Raw genomic sequence first — 24013 nt, forward strand, 5'->3', positions numbered from 1 at the left:
CGCTATCGCTAACAGGATTTAGGATGCCCTCTGGTCGAACGCACGATCGCATTACTATGTATGCTCTGCCGTTAGTGGCGGGCGTTACTTTCTGGCAAACTCGCAGTAGCAATGCGACTTTGTTGGTCGCAGGCGGGTTTCTCTTTGGAGGGCTGATGTTTGGCCCGGATTTGGATATTTACTCTGTGCAATTTCAACGCTGGGGTTTCTTGCGCTGGATTTGGCTACCTTATCAAAAAAGTCTCCGTCATCGTTCTTTTTTATCCCACGGGCCAATTATTGGCACGATCCTGCGGATACTTTATCTCGGCTGCTTGCTAGCTATCTTGGCAATTTTCGTTTTGGCAATTGCCCAAAAGTTATGGAATCTGAGTTTTACTTGGCAGGATTTGGGACAAACTGTGGGGCGATCGCTCGTACAATACGATACTGAATATATCGCCCTCTTTTTGGGGTTGGAACTCGGTGCAATGAGTCATTCTCTCAGCGATTGGGGCGGTTCGGCATACAAGCGCTTTCAAAAACAGGGGGTTCGGGGGTTGCTTCCTAGTGGCAAAATCAAGAAGCGGAAAGTGAACAGGAGTGGTAGTCGTCGGCCGAAGCCAAAGAAATGATTTTTTAAACGCAAAGGGACGCAGAGGTACGTAGAGGTATAGAAGTGAATCAAAATGAGAGTTTGGCGGCGTTGCAGGAATTGATTGAGGTGGTAGCGAAGTTGCGATCGCCTGATGGGGGTTGTCCTTGGGATTTGGCGCAAACTGCCGAAACGCTAACGCCTTATGTGATTGAGGAAGCTTATGAGGTGGTAGACGCGATTAGGAGTGGGGATAAGGAGGCGATCGCTGAGGAGTTAGGCGATTTATTATTACAAGTGGTACTGCAAGCCCAAATCGCTAGCGAATCTGGGCAATTTTCCCTCAAAGAAATAACTCAAGGAATTTCCCAAAAGTTGATTCGCCGTCATCCCCATGTGTTTGGTGATGTGTCGGTTGCAAGTGTGGATGAGGTGCGGCAAAATTGGGAACAAATTAAAGCTGCGGAAAAAGGCGAAGTATCTCCAGACGCCCAAAAACTTAGTGCTAAACTCGGTCGTTATGGGCGCACCCTTCCCCCACTGACGGCGGCGATGAAGATTTCTCAAAAGGCTGCGGTGATCGGGTTTGAATGGGAAAATATTCAGGGTGTCTGGGATAAGTTTCATGAGGAGTTGGCGGAGTTTCAACAGGCTTTGGCTGAGGAAACACTAGAACGACAACAAGCAGAATTAGGCGATTTACTGTTTGCAGCTATTCAGCTAGCCCGTTGGCATAATCTTGACCCTAGCGCCGCTTTGCAAGGCACAAATCAGCGATTTGTCCAGCGATTAGAAAAAATGGAGGCAGTTGTTGACCGTCCCCTTTCTGATTACAGTTTGGATGAGTTAGAAAACTTGTGGCAACAGGCAAAAGCGCAACTTGCCAAAGAAGGCTCATAAGTTAAAGCCCCTTGGCTAGGGTAAAGGGCAGTATAAATTATTTCCTTAATAAAAAGACTAGAGAAACATAACTCACTTTGTCTCTCTAGTCTCGGTACGCATAAATCATATTTAAGACTTTCAAATAATCCCTGTACTAATACTTAAAATATTTGTATAGCTGTGAAGTTCTTACCTCTGGTTTTTCTGTGTTCGATAATTACAGAATAAATGTTTTAAACCAAGTCTTGCTTCACCCGATTAGAGTAATTATTGATTACCCACATGGTTCACCCGATTGGAGGAAGACGATAAGGGAGGAGCGGGGAAAATAACTAATAACTAATGATTAATGATTAACTCAGTGTTGATAAGATGAGGAAAAGGTAAAGATTTGTGCTATGACTATTCTTAACATTGCTTCTCCCCTAATTACGATCGCAGGGCAAACCCGCCAAGCTGCAAGTAAGCTAGCGATTCTCTCCACTGAAGCCAAAAATCAAGCGCTTGTTGCGATCGCTCAAGCTTTAGAATCAGCTAGAGATGAAATTTTACAAGCAAATGTTGCTGATTGTGAAGCTGCTACTTCTGAAGGAATTGCCAAACCACTTTATAAACGCTTGCAGTTAGATGAACATAAGTTAAGAGATGCGATCGCTGGGGTACGAGATGTTGGTAAGCTAGCTGATCCAGTCGGGAAAGTGCAGATTCACCGCGAATTAGACACTGGTTTGACTCTCAAGCGGATTACTTGTCCTTTAGGTGTTTTGGGGATTATTTTTGAAGCCCGTCCAGAGGCGGCAATTCAAATTGTTTCTTTGGCTATTAAATCGGGTAATGGTGTAATCCTCAAATGTGGAAAGGAAGCGGTGCGTTCTTGTGAAGCAATAGTTAAGGCAATTAAGCAAGGATTATCTCATACTGCTGTTAATCCTGATGCGGTGCAATTGCTAACAACTAGAGAAGAAACTCTAGAACTTTTGAAGTTAGATAAATATGTAGATTTAATTATTCCTAGAGGTTCTAATTCATTTGTCCGGTTTGTGCAGGAAAATACGCGGATTCCGGTACTAGGCCACGCCGATGGAATTTGTCATCTTTATATAGATAAAGCCGCTGATATTTCTAAAGCAGTTCCGATTACTGTCGATGCTAAAGCGCAATATCCTGCTGTTTGTAATGCCATTGAAACTTTGCTAGTTCACTCCTCTATTGCTACAGAGTTTTTACCAAAAGTTGCTGAGGCTTTGCAAGAACGCCATGTGGAATTAAGAGGTGATAAACGTACCTTAAAGATTTTACCTAACATTGCAACTGCAACAGAAATAGACTGGGAAACAGAATACAGCAATTTTATTTTGTCGATTAAGATTGTAGACTCTTTAGAAGATGCGATCGCTCATATTAATGAATATGGTTCTCGTCATACTGACGCGATTATTACTGAAGATTCAGCATCTGTTGAAACTTTCTTTGGACTGGTAAATTCAGCCAATATATTCCACAATTGTTCCACCCGCTTTGCTGATGGCTTCCGCTATGGTTTTGGTGCAGAAGTAGGGATTAGTACGCAACAAATGCCTCCCCGTGGCCCTGTTGGTTTAGAAGGATTAGTCACATACAAATATCAAATGACTGGCGATGGCCATATTGTAGCTACTTACACCGGGGCAAATGCTAAAGCTTTCACTCATCAGGATTTAGTTTAAAACTAAAATATAAGCTCTCATACAGAGAAATATTTGGATGTTTTTTAATTTGAAAGTCTCTTTAAACTAACGCTTTGAGTAACGCCTGAAGCTTAAGCTGCACCTCTGCAAACTCCTTATCAGGATTAGATCCTGCGACAATACCAGCACCAGCATACAATCTCGCGCGATCGCCATAGACCAATGCTGAACGAATTCCCACAATAAACTCGCAGTTCCCCTGAGAATCTATCCAACCTAGAGGCGCAGCATACAAACCTCTTTCAAAGTTTTCGTAACGACGAATTTCGGCACAGGCTACATCTCGTGCTGCACCGGCAACAGCTGGTGTAGGATGCAATTGGGCGACAATCTTTAATGGATGGATGTTAGTAGGAACCATAGCGCTGATTGGTGTCCATAAATGCTGGATATTCGATAATTGTCGCAGGCGGGGTGCTGATATTTGGGGTAATAAACCTAGCTGGCATAGGCGTTGTGTAATGAAATCAAGTACCAGCGAGTGTTCGTGCTTTTCTTTTGCACTATTAAGTAAGCGATTGGCATTAACCGCATCTTCAGCAGGGGTTTTACCTCGTGGTGCAGAACCAGCCAAAGCATCGGTGATTAACTGTTGATTATTAATACTAATTAATCGTTCTGGACTTGCACCAATAAAGTTTTGTCCCTTGCCATTACTTGTAGAAAAAATATAACAGTTAGGATGTATTTGCCTAAGATTATTTAAGGATTTAACTAAGTCAAAGTGATTGCTTGACTTGACGTCTAATATATCTGCTAGCACAATCTTACTTAAATGACTAGACCTAATTTTTTCCAAAACAGATACTACTGAACGTTTAAACTGAGCAGCATTCGTGACAGATTTATTGGAGAATTTTGCCGGAAAACTATCAATATTAGCAGAGTAATATTCTAAAGATTGGAGAAATTCAATTTTATTTTGCACAGTCTCCAACAATCTTTGAATATTTACATTTTCATTGATAATTATATTTGTTACTAATATACAACGCTGATTTTTCACAGCTACTTGCCAACGGGGGAGAAAAATGGTGGCAGATGGAAATGGGTAATCTACTTGAGAATTTTTATCAAAAAAGCTGAAATAACAAAAAAAGTGAGGGCCAGAAAAAGGTTGATTAACGTTACCAAAATTAATTATATTTTTTAGACAAGATTTGATAAAATTTTCCGCTTTAGTAAAACGGTCTGCTCCATCAATTTGTAATTTTGTCACAGCATCAATTGCCGCGATCGCTTCTCCTTTACCTTTGTCCTCAAAGTAAAAATTTATTTCATTTGCTTGTGTAAGTTTGTCCAATACAAGTAAAGGGTCAACTAAATCAATCTCCTGGGAGATACTGACAATTTGCCTGCAATTATTGTTGACGCACTTTTCTTGCACTGCTACCAGAAATTGATATAAATCTTTGTGTTCTACAAATAAGTTGTTACGACATGGTAAAACTGTCATGGATCTTCTAACGATAGTAAATTTTTTTTAAGTTAACTTCCTAAAGTGTAATTAATCGTGGTCGTATTCTTACAGTTAACATATTAAGTTGCCATTTTACCAGCGTAGGGTTTGCCTTGTTTGTGGTGTTCTCAGAACATGATAAGCCAGTTTCAGCCTTAGATTGCAACGTCAGGGTGAGTGTTAACAACACAAGGTTAACAAGCCACAGTAAAAGTGACAGTTATTTGTACATCACCTATATCTGGAGTCTCTTTAAATCATAAAATCGAAAGTGTAAGTAATATTCCGGCAATTTAATTAATCACAACTGATGACTACCAAGCAGATTTTATATCCCAACACTAAGTTATGGATGGCAGCGATTAAACCGCCAATGTACAGCGTTGCCATTATGCCCATTTGGGTAGGAACAGCAGTAGCATTTGCAGAAACTAAAATGTTCAATAGTGCAGTATTTTCTACTTTTGTAACTGCGGCAATTTTAATTCTTGCCTGGGAAAATATCAGTAATGATGTCTTTGATTCGGAAACAGGTATTGATCAAAATAAGCACCATTCTTTGGTGAACTTAACAGGCAATAAGCTATTAATATTTTGGTTAGGAAATTTGTGTTTAGGTTTGGGGTTGCTGGGTATACTAGCGATCGCCTTTTGGCAACAAGACCTAACTGTCATCGCCATAATTCTGCTGTGCTGCGGTTTGGGCTATATGTACCAAGGGCCTCCCTTTCGTTTAGGATATCAGGGTTTAGGCGAAATTCTTTGCTTTTTTGCCTTTGGCCCCTTAGCAGTGGAGGCAGCATATTACAGCCAAACTCAAACTTGGTCAATAACAAGTTTAGCAGCCTCAGTCATTGTGGGGATTGCCACAACCTTAATTTTGTTTTGCTCACACTTTCACCAAGTTAAGGATGACATAGCCGCAGGTAAGCGATCGCCTATCGTCCGTCTGGGAACAGCAAAAGGGGCCCAACTTCTAGTTTGGTTCACTAGTAGCATTTATCCCCTCACCCTGCTGTTTGTCCTGTGGGGAATTTCTCCAGCTTGGACATTGTTGAGTTGGGTAAGTTTGCCCTTTGCTGTCAAATTATGCCGCCACGTCCAAGAAAATCACAACCAGCCCGACAGAGTTAGTAACTGTAAATTCATCGCTGTAGCTGTGCATTTCTGGGCTTGCTTGCTGTTGGGCTTGGGATTTATGCTTTAGCAATTACTAATTGATGCGTTATCAATTTAAATTTCGTCCCTATCAGCGAAGGTTTGGGCGAACACTGACTACCAATCATGGTAATTGGGATATTCGTGAGGGCATTATCCTCCGTCTCACCGATGAAACTCTTAGAGTCGGTTGGGGAGAAATTGCCCCCATTAGCTGGTTCGGTTCCGAAACCCTAGAACAAGCCTTAGATTTTTGTCGTCAACTCCCAGAAGAAATCACAGACAACACAATTTTCTCCATCCCAGATGACTTACCAACTTGTCAATTTGGCTTTGAGTCAGCCTGCGAGTGGGGGAGTGGAAAGTGGGGAGTAGGAAGTAAGGGGGATAAAGAAAATAATTTCCTAACTCCTAACTCCTCACTCCTCCCCTACAGCGGCTTATTACCAGCGGGGGAAGCGGCTTTAAATCAATGGGAAACCCTATGGCAGCAGGGATATCGCACTTTTAAGTGGAAAATTGGTGTAGATGCGATCGCTCATGAACTAGAAATTTTTGAGTTAATGATACACACCTTACCTGCTTCTACGAAACTGCGATTAGATGCCAACGGTGGACTCACCTATGAAGAAGCTAACTTATGGCTGTGGACTTGCGACAATCTCAAGGCAAATGGAGAACTACCCCTAGAAATTGAATTTATTGAACAACCACTACCCATTGAGCAATTTCAGGGAATGTTGGAATTGAGTATGAGTTATGAAACTGCGATCGCTTTAGATGAATCTGTCGCCACACTTGGACAACTCGCCGCCTGTTATCAACAAGGTTGGCGAGGGATTTTTGTCATAAAGCCTGGGATAGTTGGATCACCATCTCGTCTGAGAAAGTTTTGCCACCAGCATGAAATTGATGCTGTATTTTCATCAGTATTTGAAACTGCGATCGCAAGACTTGCAGCACTCCAGCTAGCAGCCGAATTATCCCGAAACAACAGGGCAGTTGGTTTTGGCATCGACCATTTTTTTGAACAAGAGGAGACGTGGCTTCAAAGTTTATGCAAAGAGCTTTAGACTGTCTTAATAATCTGGCTCAGGATGATTGGCTTATCGGTTATAACAGCCGTGAATTTAATCAAATAGCTCAAGAATTATATTTTGAACTAACACAGTTATCAGCGTGGAGAACACCACCAAAAATTATCTTAGCTGAACGCGAACCATTACGATTTTTAGCCAGTTTTATTGCCGCTTGTGCAGCTAATTGTCCAGTTTTTCTTTGTAACCCCGACTGGGGAACACAAGAATGGCAACAAGTGTTTGACTTAGTACAACCAGATATTATTTGGGGAGTAGGGAATAGGGCATGGAAAATGGAAAATGGCGATAATTACCAATGCCCAATACTTCGGCTTACCTCGACTTCGCTCGGTACAAGTCGCTCAGTACAAGTGCCCAATCGTATTATGATTCCCACAGGTGGTTCATCGGGGCAGATTAAGTTTGCCATTCACACTTGGGAAACTTTGATAGCATCTGTACAAGGATTTACAGAATACTTTCAACTAAAACAAGTCAATTCTTTTTGTGTGTTACCGCTATATCACGTTAGCGGTTTAATGCAATTTCTGCGCTCTTTCACCACCGGAGGTAAACTAGCTATTCAACTATTTAAAGCCTTAGAATCAAGTCAAATATTAAATATTAAACAATCAGAGTTTTTCATATCTTTAGTACCAACACAGTTACAAAGACTTCTGCAAAATCCAGAATTAACTGAATGGCTAATCCAATTTAATACTGTACTTTTGGGAGGTGCGCCAGCATGGAACGAACTATTAGAAAAAGCCAGATTTCATCGTATCCGGTTATCACCTACCTATGGGATGACAGAAACCGCCTCTCAAATTGCTACCCTCAAACCAGATGATTTTCTTGGTGGTAAAATGAGCAGTGGTCAGATTCTTCCCCATGTTAAGGTAACTATTCGCAATCAGCAAGACGAGATTTTAAATGCCAATCAAATAGGAAATATCACCATTCATGCTCAATCTTTATCCCTTGGTTATTATCCTAAAACCAGAGAAAATCAGGATATTTTCCAAGTAGATGATTTGGGTTTTTTAGACGACCAAGGTTATTTAAATATTATCGGACGTAACAGCGATAAAATTATTACAGGTGGGGAAAATATTTACCCAGCAGAGATTGAATCAGCTATACAAGCAACTCAAATGGTTGCCGATATTTGTGTCATCGGCATCCCAGATAAACACTGGGGACAAGCCTTAACAGCAATTTACATTCCCAAACAATCAAATACCTCTGCCTTAAAAATCCAAACTCTACTCAAAGATAAACTCAGCAAATTTAAAATCCCTAAACATTGGATTCCCCAGCAAAACTTACCCCGCAACTCCCAAGGTAAAATTAACCGCCAACAATTACAGCAAATAGCCACAGAATTCCTCCAAAATCCCATCACATAATCTCTCTCGATTTTCTTCTCTCTGCGCCGCGCCAGTTGCTTCAAGTCGGGGAACCCGCCCAACGCACTGGCTTCTCTGCGTCTGGGCGGTTCGTTTCCAACCACTGGATTATCTCTTCAGGTAATTCTTGCTTACTTCTACTACTCGCATCAATACAAACATGCCTAGTAATAGCCTTAGCAACTACCACCTTAGCCACCGTAATTTCGTAAGTAATTTCAAACTTATCAACACCTATTTTTTGCGGTATTAAACTAATCAGCAACTTGTCCCCGACAAACATAGGGCGTAAAAAATCAACACTAGTATGAACAATGGGGAAAGCTACAGACGGATTAATAAAAAAATCTTTGAGATTAATAGTTGATGCTTCTAGAGATTCTTCATAAGCTTCATGGCAAATACCCAAAACGTTAGCAAAATAAACTACCCCAGCAGCATCAGTATCTTGAAAGCGAACCGTGCGATTATAAGTAAAAGGCATTTTTGACAATTAAATATTAAAAACAAAAAACAGTAGGTTGATTGCTTGCTCTACAAACTAATTTTATTTCAACTAAGTAAGTCAGCGAGAAAAATTCAATTTCCCCAATTCTGAGTTTGTATCGAGATGTTTAGTCTTATCTAATGCTTTGGAATTGAATATAGGGTAAGAAAGAGTGATCGCTTCTACATTGACTCCAACGGCGGAACCTCGAAGTCATTAAACGAGGAAATATTGGAAGACGAAGCGGTTATTGCCCTCACAAGCTTACCGTCAAGAATCAGCAAAGTAGCACCTACCTGCTGGGAAAGTGCAACATAAGAGCCATCGTAGGCGGAGATTCCATAATTTAAGGCGATCGTAACTGCATCCGCCATCAAGTCAACTGTGGAGACAACACACAAAGGAAAAGCTTTGAGACTAGCTAAATTCCCCTGAATCAAAGAAACATCGTAACGACCTGCATGAGCATACTTCCACAAAACGTTTGCACACTCAATGTAAAATAAGTCAGGTACAAAGATTTCTGTCTGGGGATAGGCAAGGTGAGCAAACAGTTGATTAACCTTGGCTGTTAGCGGATCAGGAATAAATTGCTTAAGGGACACACTGGTATCCACGACGCACCTAAAAGGAATTGTCATCTGTCCCGATCTTCTCTAATCATGGCAGTGCTATCAGGCCATCCAATATCAGTTGGTAGCTGTTCACGGCGAAGACGGATTTCCTCTAAAAGTTTTGGGACATTTTTTCGTCTTTCGTCTTCTGTTTGCTGTGTTTCAGTTTTTAAAGCTTCTTCTAACAGAGTTATAACTTGGGCGTTAATTGAACGGTGCTGAGATACCGCTAACTCTTGCAGCTTTGCATACAAATCATCGGGTAAATTTCTTACATAAAGGGTAGCCATCGCTTTACCTCAAAGTATAATTTATCAAAATGATAGCACTATGCAAGCAAAAGGGGAGCGATCGCTTTCTCTCAATTATCTACTTTTTTTTGATTTCCCTTTAGGTTGATATTCAACTCCTCGCAGAAAGTTACCTAAATCTGAATTCTTGCTAATATCGTAGTTCCCTTCGCCAAACGTCTGTTTTAATTCCTTTTTATATTTATCAATTTCTTGCGGTGCAGAACTGTTAGATTTAATATATGCTTTTGCAATAAAATTTAGTGATGGTTCAGACTGTTTCAAGAATTTTTTAAAATATGTATATGTAGTCATGACTTGCTCTGTAGCTGTTTTTACATCACCACCTTTCAATTCTACAAAGCAAATTATTCTTTTACTCTCTTTTGCATAGAAGACAATTAGATCACAGATTTTCATCCCTTCTTGCTCTAATCCTAATAGTTGACGCAATTTACAATTAGGATTTGACTGATTGTCTATAAGAAAAAAGAGAATTGTTTCACCGCTAGATGGTTTTATATTTATCTCTACTCCATTTTCTGTATAACTTGTTTTTCCTGGTAGCAAACAACTTGATAACAATAAATTATTTAAAGGCATTCTTAAATTACTTTTAAGCTAAAAAGTGACTATGGGAATATATGGGAAATATCATCAGATACATCACCAAACGTACCCCAATCTATATGCCCTTCTTCATTTAAGATATTCTTAGCTATACCATCCTCAAACAGATATACAGAAACTTTTTCTTGAGGAATAAAAGCTTCTGTTCGTTCTAAATAAAATTTCTCTTTTATACTTTCTTTATCTTTATATTTAGCAGCTTTCATCAAATTCGATAGATGATCCAAAATATAAGGACTATGAGTTGTAATTAATACTTTTAGACCAGCTTGGACTAACATTGCTAAAAATTCAGTAATTGCTACTTGTACTGATGGGTGTAAATTCATTTCTGGTTCATCAATAATTAGCAACTCATCCGGTTCAGCCAGATAGCGTAACCAAAGTACTAAAGGTGCTAGTCCTTTAACCAGAGATGAAGCATCTGTTATTTCCAATTTGATTTTTTCTGATGGCTGAAAGATTATTTCATTTTCTAATCCAGGCTCATTAAAATCTATTCTACCTTGCAAAACTTGCTTTTCTAATAATTCTGCTAATTCAGCATAAATGGCAATTTCTGTTCTTTTTTTTATTTTTTCTTCTCTTTCATCTGTTGCCTTTATATATGCATTAGCTAATATTTCTATTAAACCTTGTACTGACTCACTTGGTTTTTTAGTTTTTGGTTTATCCGAGTGTTCAGATATTATTTTTTTAATATTTAAATCAACATCAGAGGTTTCATCAAAACTATCATAATTTACATTTTCAAATTTCAATATTTCTTTTTTAAGAGAAAAAGGAAAAGTTATCAAAGTAGTTCTTTGTGTAGGAAATATATAAACATCTGAATAAAAAGACCTATGAAGTATCTGGAAAATCTCTTGAAGTAAAAGTTCTTTAAATAACCTCATAGGGATTTTTTTTAAAAAGCTACCTTTGGAAATTATGTTAAAATAAATATTATTTTCACCAATTTCCTTTAATATATTTAAATACTCTTTACCTTGTGAGCCAAAAGAAATTTTTCTTTCTAAGCTATATTTTTTGACATTCTCAAGTATTTCTTGTTTTACCGTAGCTAAATCAAAGCTTATCTTCCTTGATTTAAAATCACTACGTTCAGTACTCAAAAATGTTTTCATCAAGCTAGGAGATGACTGAGCGACATCATTAATATATACTTCCGCATACTCCTCAACAAAATTGATTAAGTCAATACTAACATTTCCTTCTTGCAGAAATTGCTCAATAGCATTATCTATAATCGGATATTTTTGCTGAGTTTTGCCATTAATGTAACTTTTCAAATACCTCTCAAATCCATGTTTACCTAATATAGATGCTAAAGTATAAGCTGTCCAAGTTTTTCCAGTGTTATTTCTTCCAATAAAAACAGTAAGAGGTTTTAAGTCAATTTTTAGTTCTTCGATAACACCTAAGTTATGAATTTCTACTTTCATAGCACCGTTTTATTTTAATTACTCAAGGTTCATTTCATATAATAATATACTCAACTAAACCTACTATGCTTTGTAAATTCAGCAAATCATAATTTGTTGCTGAATGACATATCTGAATCCTAATATCTTGAATGATAGCAGGGCTATCTTTAGGCTTACTGTTATATACAATATAACTTTGATTCACTCTCATAAACTTGAATTTGTTAGTCAGAGAGTTTATCTGTAATGTATCATACACAAATCATTCAACGGAGAGGGGGAGATTCGAACTCCCGGAGGTTTTAGCCTCATCCGATTTCAAGTCGGACGCAATCGACCACTCTGCCACCTCTCCAGTAAATCTGTCAAACTTGTGATTTCCCTACTTTCAGACGCTATTCAGGCGCTTTTGTTGGTTAGCACTAAAGCTGACAGATCATACTATATCGTATCATCTACGCAGATTGCACTAGTAGATGCCAATATCTACGACACACTACGCGATCGCTCATACAAAATTTCCTCTGAAGCCACCTGGAAGTCATTGCCCACCCAAACTAGGGAAACCTGCGAAACCATACCTGCCTCTAGGGAGACAATGGAAAAATTACGCAACTTCTCGCTGCCATTTTCCACAATCCTGGGCACTGTGGCTGCATTCAAGTAAATTGTCCCCTCTGGACTTCTAAAGATGGGCTTGCGCTGCACCTTCTTGGTATGGCGTAAATCTCGGTGCATATGACCAAATGTCACCAGGGGAATGGTTTTACCAGCAGTCATGGCTTGAGAAATCGCCTCGCCAAAATCTGGATCACCAAAATCGCCCCCAATTGGGTGCCAGTCTTTGCCGCAGGGGTCTTCGGGGCGATCGCCTAACCCACTAGGCCCATTGTGACCCAAAAATATAATCGTCTCGTAAGCGGCGCTTTTCACCGCTTTAACGATGCGATCGGCAGATTCTTCCAAACTCGTCACACCGTAACGTTGTTTACAGATTTCCGCGAATTTCCACTCTGGACCACCCCAGGTAAAGGGACGACCCCCCACTACAGTTAAATTCCAATCGGGAAAATCTAGCTTACCGTAACCGACATGGGACGCGCCTAATAAATCGAGTTGTTCCTGTACCCAGTCCTCCTTAGAGCGGTCATAAGGAGCCTTTTTGCGTCCCCATTCGGTGGCGGTGTACCAAGCATCGTGGTTGCCCATCACGGCTGCTTTGGGAATATCGAGAGTGGCGATCGCTCTGACCACTTCTACCGATTCATTGCCAAAATCCCCCACAAACAGCACTAAGTCAACACCCAGATGCTTGAGTGCAATACCATCTTCCACTTCCCATTGGTCGTGAACATCTCCAACTACAGCAATTTTGAGGGTTATCAATTGAGTTTTCTGACTGGTCATGCCACTTTCCTTGCCGTCTATCTCCAGGATATGAAACTCAGCCCGATTTGGACACAACCCGAAAATATCAACCGCCCACTATTTTTGGTAAAAACTACTATAATTGATTCCACAGGACATAAATTTGCAACTTAGAGCACCCCCTAACTGTGTTTACTACTGCACTAGCTCAACGAGAAAAAACCCAACCGGGTGAACTACCACTAGATTTGTTTGCCGCCATTGAGAGTCTCAAAAAAGAACTCAATGCAGTTATTCTGGCGCATTATTATCAAGAGCCAGATATTCAGGATATTGCAGACTTTATTGGGGATTCATTACAACTGGCGAAAGCAGCAGAAAAAACCAATGCGGATGTGATCGTCTTTGCTGGTGTTCACTTCATGGCAGAAACAGCAAAGATACTTAATCCTGATAAATTAGTACTTTTACCAGATTTGAATGCTGGTTGTTCTTTAGCCGACAGTTGTCCACCAGAGGCGTTTGCAGCTTTTAAGGCAGCGCATCCAGATCATCTGGTGGTGTCTTACATCAACTGCTCTGCTGATATTAAGGCGATGAGCGATATTATTTGTACTAGTTCCAATGCTGTGAAAATTGTGGAGCAGATACCGAAGGAACAGCCGATTATTTTTGCCCCAGATCGGAATTTGGGGCGGTATGTCATGGAGCAGACTGGACGAGATTTAGTGCTATGGCAAGGTAGCTGTGTTGTCCATGAAACCTTTTCGGAAAAGAAAATTGTCCAGTTAAAAATTGCCCACCCAGAAGCAGAGGCGATCGCCCACCCAGAATGTGAAAGTAGTGTATTGCGCCACGCCAGCTTTATTGGCTCCACGGCAGCTTTACTCAACTATTGTCAAAACAGCCCTGCTAGAGAATTTATCGTTGCTACGGAGCCTGGAATCATTCACCAAATGCAAAAACTAGCTCCTGACAAGCATTTTATTCCTGCACCGCCGATGAATAACTGCGCTTGCAACGAATGTCCATTTATGCGGTTAAACACTCTAGAAAAACTCTACTGGGCAATGAAAAATCGTACTCCCGAAATTACCATGTCAGAGGATATCCGCCTTGCTGCACTGCGACCAATGCAACGAATGCTGGAGATGAGTATGTAATTAGTATTTTTTATCCAGATGGTAGAGACGCAACAAAACTGCGTCTCTACCCACAAGTTATTTTTCTAAGCACTTGCAATTTATAAAAGATGGTGCTAATATTTTAAATCGTGAGACAAATTGGGTCGGTGTCCGAGTGGTTAATGGAGACGGACTGTAAATCCGTTGGCTAGCGCCTACGCTGGTTCAAATCCAGCCCGGCCCACCACTTACGAAGTTATAAGTTATAATGACTGGGTGAGCATCAAAACTCCCAGCATTCTAACTTACAACAAAAATTATATTTCGCCCGTGTGGCTCAGTGGTAGAGCACACCCTTGGTAAGGGTGAGGTCACGAGTTCAATCCTCGTCACGGGCTTATTTTGATAGTAAAAATCAAAGTTTTTATGAAATATGCAGCCTGAAAGCTACTGATAATTTTTCCAGCTTACAAAATTTTGCTGGTTGATTCTTTTAAGATACATAAATTAAGTAGTGGTAGTGTGGGCGATGCCTACGGCAGGCTGCGCCAATGCACCAAAATTGATTTAGTTTATGGGGCTTGCTGCAAATGAGTTTATCCTGGGTTTACAATACTCATGAGCAATGAAATGAGTCGTAATTAGAAGCCTCTGCCTGACTTAGAATGGGTTAATTATATTTATTGAGGAGCCATATATTCGTGAGTATGCTGCTGGGAGCATGGACCCGATATATGGGTGCAGACAGATTTGAAGCTGTGCGATCGCAGGAAGTATGGTGGATACATCAAGTAACTAGCGGCGTTAAACTGATCACAACTGAAAATATCCGCGAGTCCACTCCGACATCAATAGATAATAATGATTTGAAGGGAATAGGATCTTTAGCGTTTGGCATAATGGCATGAGTTTAAAGGCAGTTCTCTTTGATTTTAATGGTGTGATCATTAACGATGAACCAATCCACCTGCAACTGATAGATGAGATTCTCATGGAAGAAAATCTCCAACCCCAACGCGTCGATGAGCGTCAAGCTTCTCTTGGACGCAGCGATCGCGCTTGTTTTCAGCAATTACTCGCAAATCGTGGTAGAGTAGATAATGAAAACTATTTAACTCAGTTGCTGTACCGTAAAGCCCAAGCCTATGTGGTGGAACTAGAGAAAATAGAGAAACTGCCTTTATATCCAGGCGTAGAAGATTTAATATTTCAGGTGCGATCGCGGAATCTGAAACTAGGATTAGTCAGTGGCGCTTTTCGTAAAGAAATAGAACTGGTACTCCAGCGAGCTAAACTAGCCGAACATTTTAAAATTATCGTCGCGGGTGATGACATCACCACCAGTAAACCAGAACCTGATGGTTATTTACTGGCAGTGAAACGCCTGAATAAAGCATATCCGGAATTGAATCTTCAACCAGAAGAGTGTTTGGCAATTGAAGATACTCCAGCTGGTATAGCAGCAGCAAAGCGATCACAAATGCAAGTTGTAGGTGTAGCGAATACTTACCCATTCCATATGCTCCAGCGCTGCTGTAACTGGACTGTTGATTATCTCAGTGATTTGGAACTGGAACGTGTGCAGAAGGTTTATTCCCAAAAACAGCCTCAGCCATCGGTAACTGAGTGTTAGAATACTTTATGGTGAGCGGGTGTTGAGCTAAGGAGTGATATTACTCTTAACTCACCGCTCATTAAGGGGAATTAGCTCAGTTGGTAGAGCGCTGCGATCGCACCGCAGAGGTCATCGGTTCAAATCCGTTATTCTCCATGTGTCCATTAAATAATTATTGTCAGTTTTAAAGAATTATTGTCCAATTTTACGAAATTCGGGAACATAGGTCACCCATTTTCGAGACTTTCAGCAATTAAACCAGTTTTAAAGAATTGTTGTCCAGAGTTGAAACCAGTTTTAAAGAATTATTGTCCAAAATTAGCTTGTAAAACTCGGACAAATATATGTTTTCTAATTTAATAGATTACAGCAAGCCCAAGGCTCTTGAATTACAAGACTAGCTTTAAAGCGTTTTATTTGCAGTCTAATCACAAAAATATACTACCTCTTCTTTTCTTGTTTTTACTCAAGCAGAGGCATCACTACTATAAAATAGCTACGTCTTACGTGCGATCGCAGCGCTCCTTTCAAACCACCCTAATGCAAAATTATATAACCAAAGCGCCTACTTCGGTGATCAGAACTTTCAACCCACCACCTAACGAGAGGGCTTTGGAAACACCGCTAAACAAGCCCGTCAGAGATATCCTGATTCTTTCAACCCACCACCTAACGAGAGGGCTTTGGAAACCTTTTCCGTTAGCTTTGTGAGATGGATCTGTCATTCTTTCAACCCACCACCTAACGAGAGGGCTTTGGAAACCGCACCCGTGAAAACTCTTGCCAACAAGGGTTTCTGAAGGCAAAATTGACAAGCCTCCTTTAATTCCTATTTTCTACAGTCAATGAATAAAATTTTCTTCATGACTAAAATAGTAATACCCAGTGCAGACACGAGTTTTGAACATTTGGCAGCACCCCAGGGATTTTGCCCCCGCTTTGACCTGCCAAAAATAAAAATTAGGGGGTGGTAGTTCGGTAGCCACCATGACGGTATACCCGTACCCTTACTTTAGTTGTAAAGTAAGAGGTAATGACACTCCTCGTAAAACCAAAATCTAAGATTTTAGTAGTACAGGCCGCTCTGGCACTTAACACCAAGCTAAAAGAGTTTGATGTCAAGAGCAAAGGTTCTGGGCTGTTTGGAACCCTAACACCTTATACTTCCCATGCGTCTCGGTGCGAGTACTTTCTCATCTACCAGCAACATTAGCTTACCCAAGCAATTACTGCTAACAAACATTTAGATGACCGCATAGGTAGAGTTGGCAGCTACCAGGGTCAGAAAGAATACGCTTTTCCAAACGTTAAACTAACCCATTCCACAGTATTTACATAAAGGGGTTAATACTGTAGCATCATACAGTTAAGGCTCAAAAGAGCATGTACGACGGCACCGATTTAACGTCTATTAAATCACAATACGGTTCAGTTAAGGCTAAAACTTTTTGTCAAACTTAATATCTTTTAACGTAGACGCCGAGGGTAGCCTGCGGCAATCTACTCTACGCGCAGAGGACACAGAGAGAAGGGAGAAATGCTTAACTAAACCGTGTCCTATTAAATCATACTTTTTGAATAGAAATTTTATTTACTAATAGTATTAATTCGACATTGGTAAGCATAAAATGCTAAATCTCTGGCTTGTTCTTGCAGAGTACCATAATGGGGCTGAATGCCAAATTCAATACTAATTTTTAATTCAGCAGATTTCGACTTTATGCATTCTTGGAGTCTGTTGTAACTCCAATTGTGTATTTGACGGTTATATTCTTTAACGTATAATTTTTGACCATTTACATCTCCGGGAATTTTAGTCTCAGCTTTTGCTTGAATTGCACTGGTGCGAATTTCTCTTATGTCTTTTAATGTAGGTAGTGCAATACAACCTGCCTGATAGGACTTAGCGATTTCTACTATTCTCTTTGCTAGTAATTTATCAACGTATTCCCCTAGTTCCGATTCACCCATATTGCATAGCGAATCTTTTTTCTGAGCTTTTTCTCTCTCTTTTCTTAAATGTACTTGTTGTCGTTGTCTACGGCTTAACAGGTGAAAAGCATTGCCTAGTAACTGGTTTACTGTTTTACATACAAGTACTTTTTTGGTATTTATATCAATTATAGCAACCGTTGCTAACTCAACAGGATGAAAACTGATGCCAACAATTATGTTAGATTGACCTTGATAAGCTAGCTTACTAGGACGAGTGAATGAATTATTAAGTCGAGACAGCGAAGATTGATTTGCTTTCAGGTTTTTTTGTTCCTGTTCATCTAAACTTTTATTTTTATTATCCTCTGCTTCACTTACTACTTTTTGCACCTGAGCAGTCTTTTTTTTTCTAACCTCCTCAGTACCCTCTACTGTCCATAGATGAGCATCATAGGTGCAATGTAGCGCTAATTTATGAACTTTCCACGGTTCACCCTTGCCTTCACCTTGTTGCCATAATAACTGTATAGAACGTAGTGTAGACAAGCTGCCTGAAAGCTTTTCTTCACCTTTTTCGCTTTCTTTAAAAGTTTTGTAGTCTTCTAGAAAGCGTTCAAAAAAATGACGTTGCCGTTGATTGCAACAAATTTTTAAGTGATAATTAGCCCAGCCATTAAAGTAAACGAAAATATGTCCTTTTTCGTTTTTATAACAACCTCTTAAATCATCATACAAATAATGGATTGGATATGGTAAATTAGATGTTTTTTTAGATAGATTATCTATCCATTCCTTGTACTCTTCATTATTTTTAGGTACTTGATTTATTAAATTATCAAATGCCTCATTATATATTTCTCCAGTTATATCTCTACCATTAGGCAATCGGTTATTTTGAATCTGTTTCTCCAAACGTCTAATCTGGACTTCTTTTTCAGTACGACGTTTTTCAAGTTTTTTGATATTTTCCTCTACTTCACTGACCTTATTATAATTTTTGAGCAAATAACTAACTGCACAGCGTGTTACAACTTCCTGTGTTGTTCTGTGAATCTCATATAAAATTCCATTCAATGTTTTGGGAATATTTTTATTGACATCTTGTTTTGGAGCGCTATTTTGTTTTCCACTATTTTTTTTACTTCTTTTCGGGCTGGATTTTGTTTGTTTTTTATTCGCATTATTAATTTGTTTTAAGAATTCTTCCGGTTGACTAAGTATTTCTTGTGCTTTAGAACGTATTGTCTGTAAATCGCAATTACTTTCTTCCACAAGTTCAACATCACTTTTGAGTATATTGTTAAGAAAGTACTCTTTACCCTCTTTTTGTTTTTCTCGTTTTTGATATGAAGTAAGCCATGCAGAATAAACCTCTTTTACAAAAGAGTCTGCTGATGATCCAAGACGACCTGACTGTTCCTCCAATTCTGAATCCTTTGTTATAGATTTACGTAAATTTGTGATTTCTTTATTAGTTATATTTCCGTTTTGTTTATTGGTTTCAAATTCCGGTTGTTTGCTTACACTTTTTAACAATTTAATAATTAGAGGAGTATTCTTTTGAGTCATTTCTTCCCATATTTTACGAAGTATATCTTCGCTAGCGTCTAGATGACATCGTATAGTTTTTAGGGTTGAACCTTTGGAATTATTCTTACTATTGCGGCTCATAGTTACCAAATCTCCACTAAATAAATAATTTTTATTTGTGTACTTAGAACTAATTACTTATTCGTCTTCATCAGATGACGATCGCCACTTGACACGATCGCCATAAAAAAAATCTCGATAGTTTTCAATCTACCATAAAAACATTGCTGCACATTGTTAAACATTATTGAGCCTTGTAACAAGGTTGTGAGGCTATGATGGATTGGCGACAAATCCTTATAGAGTTGATGAGCCAGAGCGATCGCGTACAAACTTCGATATATTTCCCCAAAGATATCCATGAGGCTTTGGTGAGATGGGCGGAGGAAGAAGACCGTCCCATCAGTAATCTTGTGGTGCGAATTGTCAGTAAGGCAGTTGAAGAACGAGACAAGAAGCAGAATTCGCCGCAATAATTATGTTGTATCCGTTACAAGTAAGACAATTTTCGGATTCGTGGTATACGATATATCCTCAGCCACTACATGAGCAAAATCCTTGCGTGTGGTATGTTATTGGTTCTTTGAACGATGTAAAAACTTCAAAGCAAAGTGTCAGATGGGCTTGAAAACGTCTGGCAAAGTTGAGCAGGGGATGTCTGTTGAAGGCTACACGAAATGGCAATTAAGAAAAGTGAACTATATAGTTCGTTATGGAAAAGCTGTGATGAACTGCGGGGTGGTATGGATGCCTCGCAGTATAAAGATTATGTACTGGTATTATTGTTCGTTAAATATGTATCTGATAAATATGCTGGTGTAGCAGATGCCCTGATTGAAGTGCCTGAAGGTGGAGGCTTTCAGGATATCGTTGCCCTGAAAGGACAGAAAAATATCGGGGATGGTATCAATAAAATTATCGCCAATTTAGCCGAAGCTAATGATTTAAAGGGTGTTATTGATGTAGCTGATTTCAATAATGCCGACAAGCTGGGCAAAGGTCAGGAAATGCAGGACAGGCTTTCCAATTTAGTGCGTATTTTTGAGAACTCAGCACTTAATTTTAGTAAAAATCGCGCCGATGGTGATGATATTCTGGGCGATGCTTATGAGTACCTGATGCGGAACTTTGCCACACAATCAGGTAAAAGTAAGGGACAATTTTATACTCCGGCGGAAGTCTCCCGCGTCATCTCTAAAGTTATTGGCGTTAATTTAGCCAAAAGCCAGGATCAAACAATTTATGACCCAACCTGTGGTAGTGCTTCTCTGTTAATTAAGGCTGCGGATGAGGCGGAACACGGTTTAACTATCTACGGGCAGGAAATGGACAACGCTACTCGCGCGTTGGCTAAGATGAACATGATTCTGCACGGACATGATACGGCAGAGATTTGGCAGGACAATACTTTATCAACTCCTTACTTTAAAGAAGTGGATGGTAGCCTCAAAACTTTTGATTTCGCTGTGGCTAATCCTCCGTTTTCCTCCAAGGCTTGGAGTAACGGAATTGATCTAGTTAAGGATAAGTTTCAACGGTTTGATGGCTATGGCATCCCTCCGGCTAAAAATGGCGACTATACTTTTTTGCTGCATATAGTGCGATCGCTCAAAAGCAACGGTAAAGGTGCAATTATTCTGCCGCATGGGGTACTGTTTCGGGGGAATGCAGAGGCGGAAATTCGGAAAAATCTGATTAGCAAGGGCATTGTCAAAGGCATTATTGGGCTACCGCCGAACTTATTTTTTGGGACAGGTATTCCTGCGTGCATTATTGTTTTAGACAAAGAAAATGCCGAAAATCGCCAAGGCATTTTTATGATTGATGCCAGCAAGACTTTTGTTAAAGACGGCAATAAAAACCGCCTGCGGGAGCAAGATATTCATAAAATTGTTGATGTCTTCAACAAACAGCTTGAGGTGGCGAAATATTCGCGGATGGTGTCGCTTGGGGAAATTGAGGGGCATGAGTACAACCTGAATATTCCCCGTTATATCGACTCTCAGGAAGAGGAAGATATTCAGGATATTGAGGCGCATCTTTTGGGGGGGATACCCAAGCAAGATATTGAAGCTTTGAGCAATTATTGGCAGGTTTACCCGACGCTGCAACAGGATTTATTTACGGTAGCAGATCGGCCAGGTTACTTAATGCTGAAAATTCCAAGTTCGGAGGTGAAAGCCTGTATTTTTGCCCATCCTGAATTTATCAGCTATGGGGAAGAAATTCGGGCAGTTTTTGAAAGATGGCAAGGGAAACACACGCCTTTGCCGCAGTTGACGAGTAAGGTTGACGAGTTGACGGCTAAGGTTGAGGGGCATTTGCAGAGAATGGGGTTTGTGTGGTGATTAGCATGAACATACCACAAGGCTATAAACAGACTAAGATAGGTTTGCTCTCGGAGGATTGGGAGATTCATTTTTTAGGTGAAAAAACTACCAAGATCGGAAGTGGAATAACCCCTACTGGTGGTGCAAAAGTTTACAAAAAGGAAGGTAGACCTTTTGTGAGAAGTCAGAATGTAGGATGGGGACAGATATCATTAGAAGATATTGCATATATTGATGATGTAACTCATGACACTTTTAAAAATACTGAAATTATGGAGGGTGATGTTTTTTTAAATATAACTGGTGCTTCAATTGGCAGAAGTGCTGTTGCTGATAAAAGAGTGGTTAACGGAAATGTTAATCAGCACGTTTGCATCATTCGACCAATAGAGGAAGAACTCAATTCCTATTTCCTCAATTGCTTTTTGCTTTCAAATAAAGGTCAAAAGCAAATAGATGCTTTTCAGGCAGGTGGAAATAGACAAGGGCTAAATTTTGGACAAATAAAATCCTTTGAAATTCCTCTCCCTCCAACACTAGAAGAACAAAAAACGATCGCCCAATCCCTCAGTGATGTCGATGCCCTAATTACAGAGTGCGATCGACTCATCACCAAAAAGCGTAACACCAAGCAAAGCACGATGCAGCAACTCCTCACGGGCAAAAAAGGCCTGCCTGGTTTTAGTGGCGAGTGGGAGGTGAAGACGTTGGGGAACTATATCACTGATTTTAAAGGAGGCGCACCTCTTGCTCCAAGTGATTTTACAAAAAATGGAGTTAAAGTTTTGCCGAAAGGGGCAGTTAGTAAAGGAGGTATTTTAACTATTGAAAAAGATAAATTGCAATATTGCAGTGTTAAGTATGCAGACATTCATAAATCAAATCTTGTAGACAACACATACACAATAGTAGTGCTGAGAGATTTAGTTCCCAGTGGCCCAGCTATTGGTCTAATCGTAAAAATTAAAACTAATGATATTTTTATTCTTGCACAAGGAGTTTATGGATTTAAAGTTAAGGATGAAGATATTGATATAGACTTCATTATTCAACTGTCCAACAGTTGGGAATATAGAAATCTCATGAAAAATATCATGGTTGGAAGTACCCAAGTTCATATTACTAATACAGAATTTTTAAAATTACAAATCTATCTCCCCCCACTACCCGAACAAAAAGCGATCGCCCAAGTCCTCAGCGACATGGATGCAGAAATCGCAGCCATAGAACAAAAGCGCGATAAATACAAAACCATAAAACAGGGCATGATGCAAGAACTTCTCACCGGAAAAACGCGCTTAAAAGTAGAAGGAGAAGAAAATGACCCCGATTGAATTATATAGAAAAGGATTTCAAGCCCTAGTAGATGCTTTGGGTTATGCTGATGCCGTGCGATTTATTCATTTACTTGACAGTGGGAAAAGAGACTATATCCAATAACGTCATCAATGGTTAGATAATGTCAGCAAAGAGCAAATATTTGCAGATATTAAAAAGATACAAAATAATCTAGATGATCCTAACCAATATAATGAAATTATAGATTAATCATACTTAACTATAGAAGCAGGAATAAGAGCTAAATCGTACTATGGAACACATTGCTACTAGCGAACTACCTGAAACCCTGCAACAAATATTTGCAGAAATACAACGCACTAAAACACCCGTAACCGTCACCCATGACGGAGAACCCTTAGTTATTATCTATCCTGCCACTCCTCAACCCCAACGCCCAGCATTTGGAGTAATGAAGGGTAGCGGCGAAATATTGGGAGACGTAATTGCTCCAGTAATCCCTGCTACCACATGGGAAGCACTCCAGTGAAGCTATTACTTGATACTCACATCTGGCTTTGGTATTTGCTGGGTAACGAACGCCTATCTCCTGGGCTGCAAACCACCATCGCAGCAGCAACAACCGAACTTTGGCTTAGTCCAATTAGTATCTGGGAAACGCTACTTTTAGCAGAAAAAGGACGAATATCTTTACAGCCTAATCCAGTTACATGGATCGATTTAGCCTTAAATACCTTAGAAATGCGTGAAGCTCCACTTAACCACCACATCGCTATTTTAAGCCGTCAGATTAAGCTACCACATCAAGACCCAGGCGATCGCTTTATTGCAGCCGCCGCAGTTTACCACCAGTTGACATTAGCTACAGTTGATACCAATCTCACGGGTACTTCCTGGTTACAAACATTAAGCTAGACAGAAAATTCACGGTTGACACAAATTAAAGATGACATACTTTGATAAATAGTGTCATCTTTAAAGCTGAGTAAATCAGTGATTATAACAGTGAGAGAGTT

General features: G+C 39.8%; 25 protein-coding genes and 4 tRNA genes. 19 read left to right on the forward strand and 10 right to left on the reverse strand.

The features are described from left to right. The first annotated feature begins 23 nt into the window (after positions 1-23). From V7K49_RS22500 to V7K49_RS22510, 3 genes are all read left to right on the forward strand, one after another. Entirely contained in the window at positions 24-614 is a 591-nt protein-coding gene (locus V7K49_RS22500) for a metal-binding protein (protein WP_335207560.1), read from the forward strand. A 38-nt stretch (positions 615-652) separates the two neighbouring features. Next, complete coding sequence (gene mazG / locus V7K49_RS22505) at positions 653-1474, forward strand: nucleoside triphosphate pyrophosphohydrolase (RefSeq protein WP_335207736.1); 822 nt, start codon at positions 653-655, stop codon at positions 1472-1474. A 380-nt stretch (positions 1475-1854) separates the two neighbouring features. Then, complete coding sequence (locus V7K49_RS22510) at positions 1855-3162, forward strand: glutamate-5-semialdehyde dehydrogenase (RefSeq protein ID WP_335207562.1); 1308 nt, start codon at positions 1855-1857, stop codon at positions 3160-3162. A gap of 61 nt (positions 3163-3223) precedes the next feature. On the opposite strand, the gene V7K49_RS22515 is transcribed toward V7K49_RS22510, so the two are convergent. Beyond that, complete coding sequence (locus V7K49_RS22515) at positions 3224-4639, reverse strand: isochorismate synthase (protein WP_334871150.1); 1416 nt, start codon at positions 4637-4639, stop codon at positions 3224-3226. Between the two features lie 313 nt (positions 4640-4952). Here V7K49_RS22515 and menA point away from each other — a divergent pair, with 313 nt between their 5' ends. Genes menA through V7K49_RS22530 form a run of 3 tightly spaced genes read left to right on the forward strand, consistent with a single transcriptional unit; the run spans position 4953 to position 8288 of the window. Next, positions 4953-5849: a 2-carboxy-1,4-naphthoquinone phytyltransferase gene (menA, locus tag V7K49_RS22520; RefSeq protein ID WP_335207564.1), complete on the forward strand. Its 897-nt coding sequence runs from the start codon at positions 4953-4955 to the stop codon at positions 5847-5849. A gap of 13 nt (positions 5850-5862) precedes the next feature. After that, complete coding sequence (locus V7K49_RS22525) at positions 5863-6873, forward strand: o-succinylbenzoate synthase (RefSeq protein WP_335207566.1); 1011 nt, start codon at positions 5863-5865, stop codon at positions 6871-6873. Continuing rightward, positions 6858-8288: a 2-succinylbenzoate--CoA ligase gene (locus V7K49_RS22530; RefSeq protein ID WP_335207737.1), complete on the forward strand. Its 1431-nt coding sequence runs from the start codon at positions 6858-6860 to the stop codon at positions 8286-8288. Before V7K49_RS22525 ends, V7K49_RS22530 begins: the two co-directional genes overlap by 16 nt. A 40-nt stretch (positions 8289-8328) precedes the next feature. On the opposite strand, the gene V7K49_RS22535 is transcribed toward V7K49_RS22530, so the two are convergent. From V7K49_RS22535 to V7K49_RS22565, 7 genes are all read right to left on the reverse strand, one after another. After that, positions 8329-8772, reverse strand: a complete 444-nt coding sequence (locus tag V7K49_RS22535; protein WP_335207568.1) for an acyl-CoA thioesterase — start codon at positions 8770-8772, stop codon at positions 8329-8331. A 185-nt stretch (positions 8773-8957) separates the two neighbouring features. Next, positions 8958-9416: a type II toxin-antitoxin system VapC family toxin gene (locus V7K49_RS22540; protein ID WP_335207569.1), complete on the reverse strand. Its 459-nt coding sequence runs from the start codon at positions 9414-9416 to the stop codon at positions 8958-8960. Further along, a complete protein-coding gene (locus V7K49_RS22545) occupies positions 9413-9679 on the reverse strand; it encodes a FitA-like ribbon-helix-helix domain-containing protein (RefSeq protein ID WP_334871138.1) in 267 nt (88 codons plus the stop codon). The genes V7K49_RS22540 and V7K49_RS22545 overlap by 4 nt, the downstream gene beginning before the upstream one ends. A 75-nt stretch (positions 9680-9754) precedes the next feature. Continuing rightward, positions 9755-10282, reverse strand: a complete 528-nt coding sequence (locus tag V7K49_RS22550; RefSeq protein WP_335207571.1) for a hypothetical protein — start codon at positions 10280-10282, stop codon at positions 9755-9757. Positions 10283-10311: 29 nt separating this feature from the next. Beyond that, entirely contained in the window at positions 10312-11754 is a 1443-nt protein-coding gene (locus V7K49_RS22555; protein WP_335207573.1) for an AAA family ATPase, read from the reverse strand. Positions 11755-12006: 252 nt separating this feature from the next. Beyond that, positions 12007-12091 (reverse strand) — tRNA-Ser (locus V7K49_RS22560). Positions 12092-12222: 131 nt separating this feature from the next. After that, positions 12223-13143, reverse strand: a complete 921-nt coding sequence (locus V7K49_RS22565) for a TIGR04168 family protein (RefSeq protein WP_335207575.1) — start codon at positions 13141-13143, stop codon at positions 12223-12225. Between V7K49_RS22565 and V7K49_RS22570 the strand changes: the two genes are divergently transcribed. The 7 genes from V7K49_RS22570 (at position 13123) to V7K49_RS22600 (ending at position 15999) form a co-directional block, all read left to right on the forward strand. Then, a complete protein-coding gene (locus V7K49_RS22570) occupies positions 13123-13278 on the forward strand; it encodes a hypothetical protein (RefSeq protein ID WP_157816437.1) in 156 nt (51 codons plus the stop codon). The genes V7K49_RS22565 and V7K49_RS22570 overlap by 21 nt on opposite strands. Positions 13279-13292: 14 nt before the next feature. Further along, positions 13293-14267, forward strand: a complete 975-nt coding sequence (gene nadA, locus V7K49_RS22575) for a quinolinate synthase NadA (RefSeq protein WP_334871128.1) — start codon at positions 13293-13295, stop codon at positions 14265-14267. A gap of 122 nt (positions 14268-14389) precedes the next feature. Next, positions 14390-14475, forward strand: a tRNA-Tyr gene (locus V7K49_RS22580). A 79-nt stretch (positions 14476-14554) separates the two neighbouring features. Continuing rightward, positions 14555-14626 (forward strand) — tRNA-Thr (locus tag V7K49_RS22585). A gap of 336 nt (positions 14627-14962) precedes the next feature. Further along, on the forward strand, positions 14963-15136 hold the full coding sequence (locus V7K49_RS22590) for a hypothetical protein (protein ID WP_335207577.1): 174 nt from the start codon (positions 14963-14965) through the stop codon (positions 15134-15136). Beyond that, on the forward strand, positions 15133-15861 hold the full coding sequence (locus V7K49_RS22595; RefSeq protein WP_335207578.1) for an HAD family hydrolase: 729 nt from the start codon (positions 15133-15135) through the stop codon (positions 15859-15861). The genes V7K49_RS22590 and V7K49_RS22595 overlap by 4 nt, the downstream gene beginning before the upstream one ends. Before the next feature lie 65 nt (positions 15862-15926). Then, positions 15927-15999 (forward strand) — tRNA-Ala (locus V7K49_RS22600). A gap of 392 nt (positions 16000-16391) precedes the next feature. Here the strand turns inward: V7K49_RS22600 and V7K49_RS22605 are convergent. Further along, positions 16392-16568, reverse strand: coding sequence for a hypothetical protein (locus tag V7K49_RS22605; protein ID WP_335207580.1), 177 nt, complete (start codon positions 16566-16568; stop codon positions 16392-16394). Positions 16569-16876: 308 nt separating this feature from the next. Between V7K49_RS22605 and V7K49_RS22610 the strand changes: the two genes are divergently transcribed. Next, the gene (locus V7K49_RS22610) at positions 16877-17056 is read left to right on the forward strand and encodes a hypothetical protein (protein WP_335207581.1); all 180 of its coding nucleotides are present in this window, start codon (positions 16877-16879) and stop codon (positions 17054-17056) included. Between the two features lie 374 nt (positions 17057-17430). Here the strand turns inward: V7K49_RS22610 and cas12k are convergent, their stop codons facing one another. Beyond that, on the reverse strand, positions 17431-19449 hold the full coding sequence (gene cas12k, locus V7K49_RS22615) for a type V CRISPR-associated protein Cas12k (protein WP_335207582.1): 2019 nt from the start codon (positions 19447-19449) through the stop codon (positions 17431-17433). A gap of 194 nt (positions 19450-19643) precedes the next feature. On the opposite strand from cas12k, the gene V7K49_RS22620 reads away from it, so the two are divergent. The 5 genes from V7K49_RS22620 to V7K49_RS22640 all read left to right on the forward strand — a co-directional run bounded on the left by V7K49_RS22620 (position 19644) and on the right by V7K49_RS22640 (position 23912). Next, positions 19644-19844 (forward strand): ribbon-helix-helix domain-containing protein, encoded by a 201-nt coding sequence (locus tag V7K49_RS22620; RefSeq protein WP_335207584.1) that lies wholly within the window; start codon positions 19644-19646, stop codon positions 19842-19844. 201 nt (positions 19845-20045) lie between these two features. Next, positions 20046-21716, forward strand: coding sequence for a type I restriction-modification system subunit M (locus V7K49_RS22625; protein WP_335207586.1), 1671 nt, complete (start codon positions 20046-20048; stop codon positions 21714-21716). 5 nt (positions 21717-21721) lie between these two features. Further along, entirely contained in the window at positions 21722-23032 is a 1311-nt protein-coding gene (locus tag V7K49_RS22630) for a restriction endonuclease subunit S (RefSeq protein ID WP_335207588.1), read from the forward strand. A gap of 257 nt (positions 23033-23289) precedes the next feature. Continuing rightward, positions 23290-23526: a type II toxin-antitoxin system Phd/YefM family antitoxin gene (locus V7K49_RS22635; protein ID WP_335207590.1), complete on the forward strand. Its 237-nt coding sequence runs from the start codon at positions 23290-23292 to the stop codon at positions 23524-23526. Continuing rightward, entirely contained in the window at positions 23523-23912 is a 390-nt protein-coding gene (locus V7K49_RS22640; protein WP_335207591.1) for a type II toxin-antitoxin system VapC family toxin, read from the forward strand. Before V7K49_RS22635 ends, V7K49_RS22640 begins: the two co-directional genes overlap by 4 nt. Positions 23913-24013 lie beyond the last annotated feature (101 nt).

The sequence above is a fragment of the Nostoc sp. genome (genome assembly GCF_036919675.1).
GTDB lineage: Bacteria > Cyanobacteriota > Cyanobacteriia > Cyanobacteriales > Nostocaceae > Nostoc.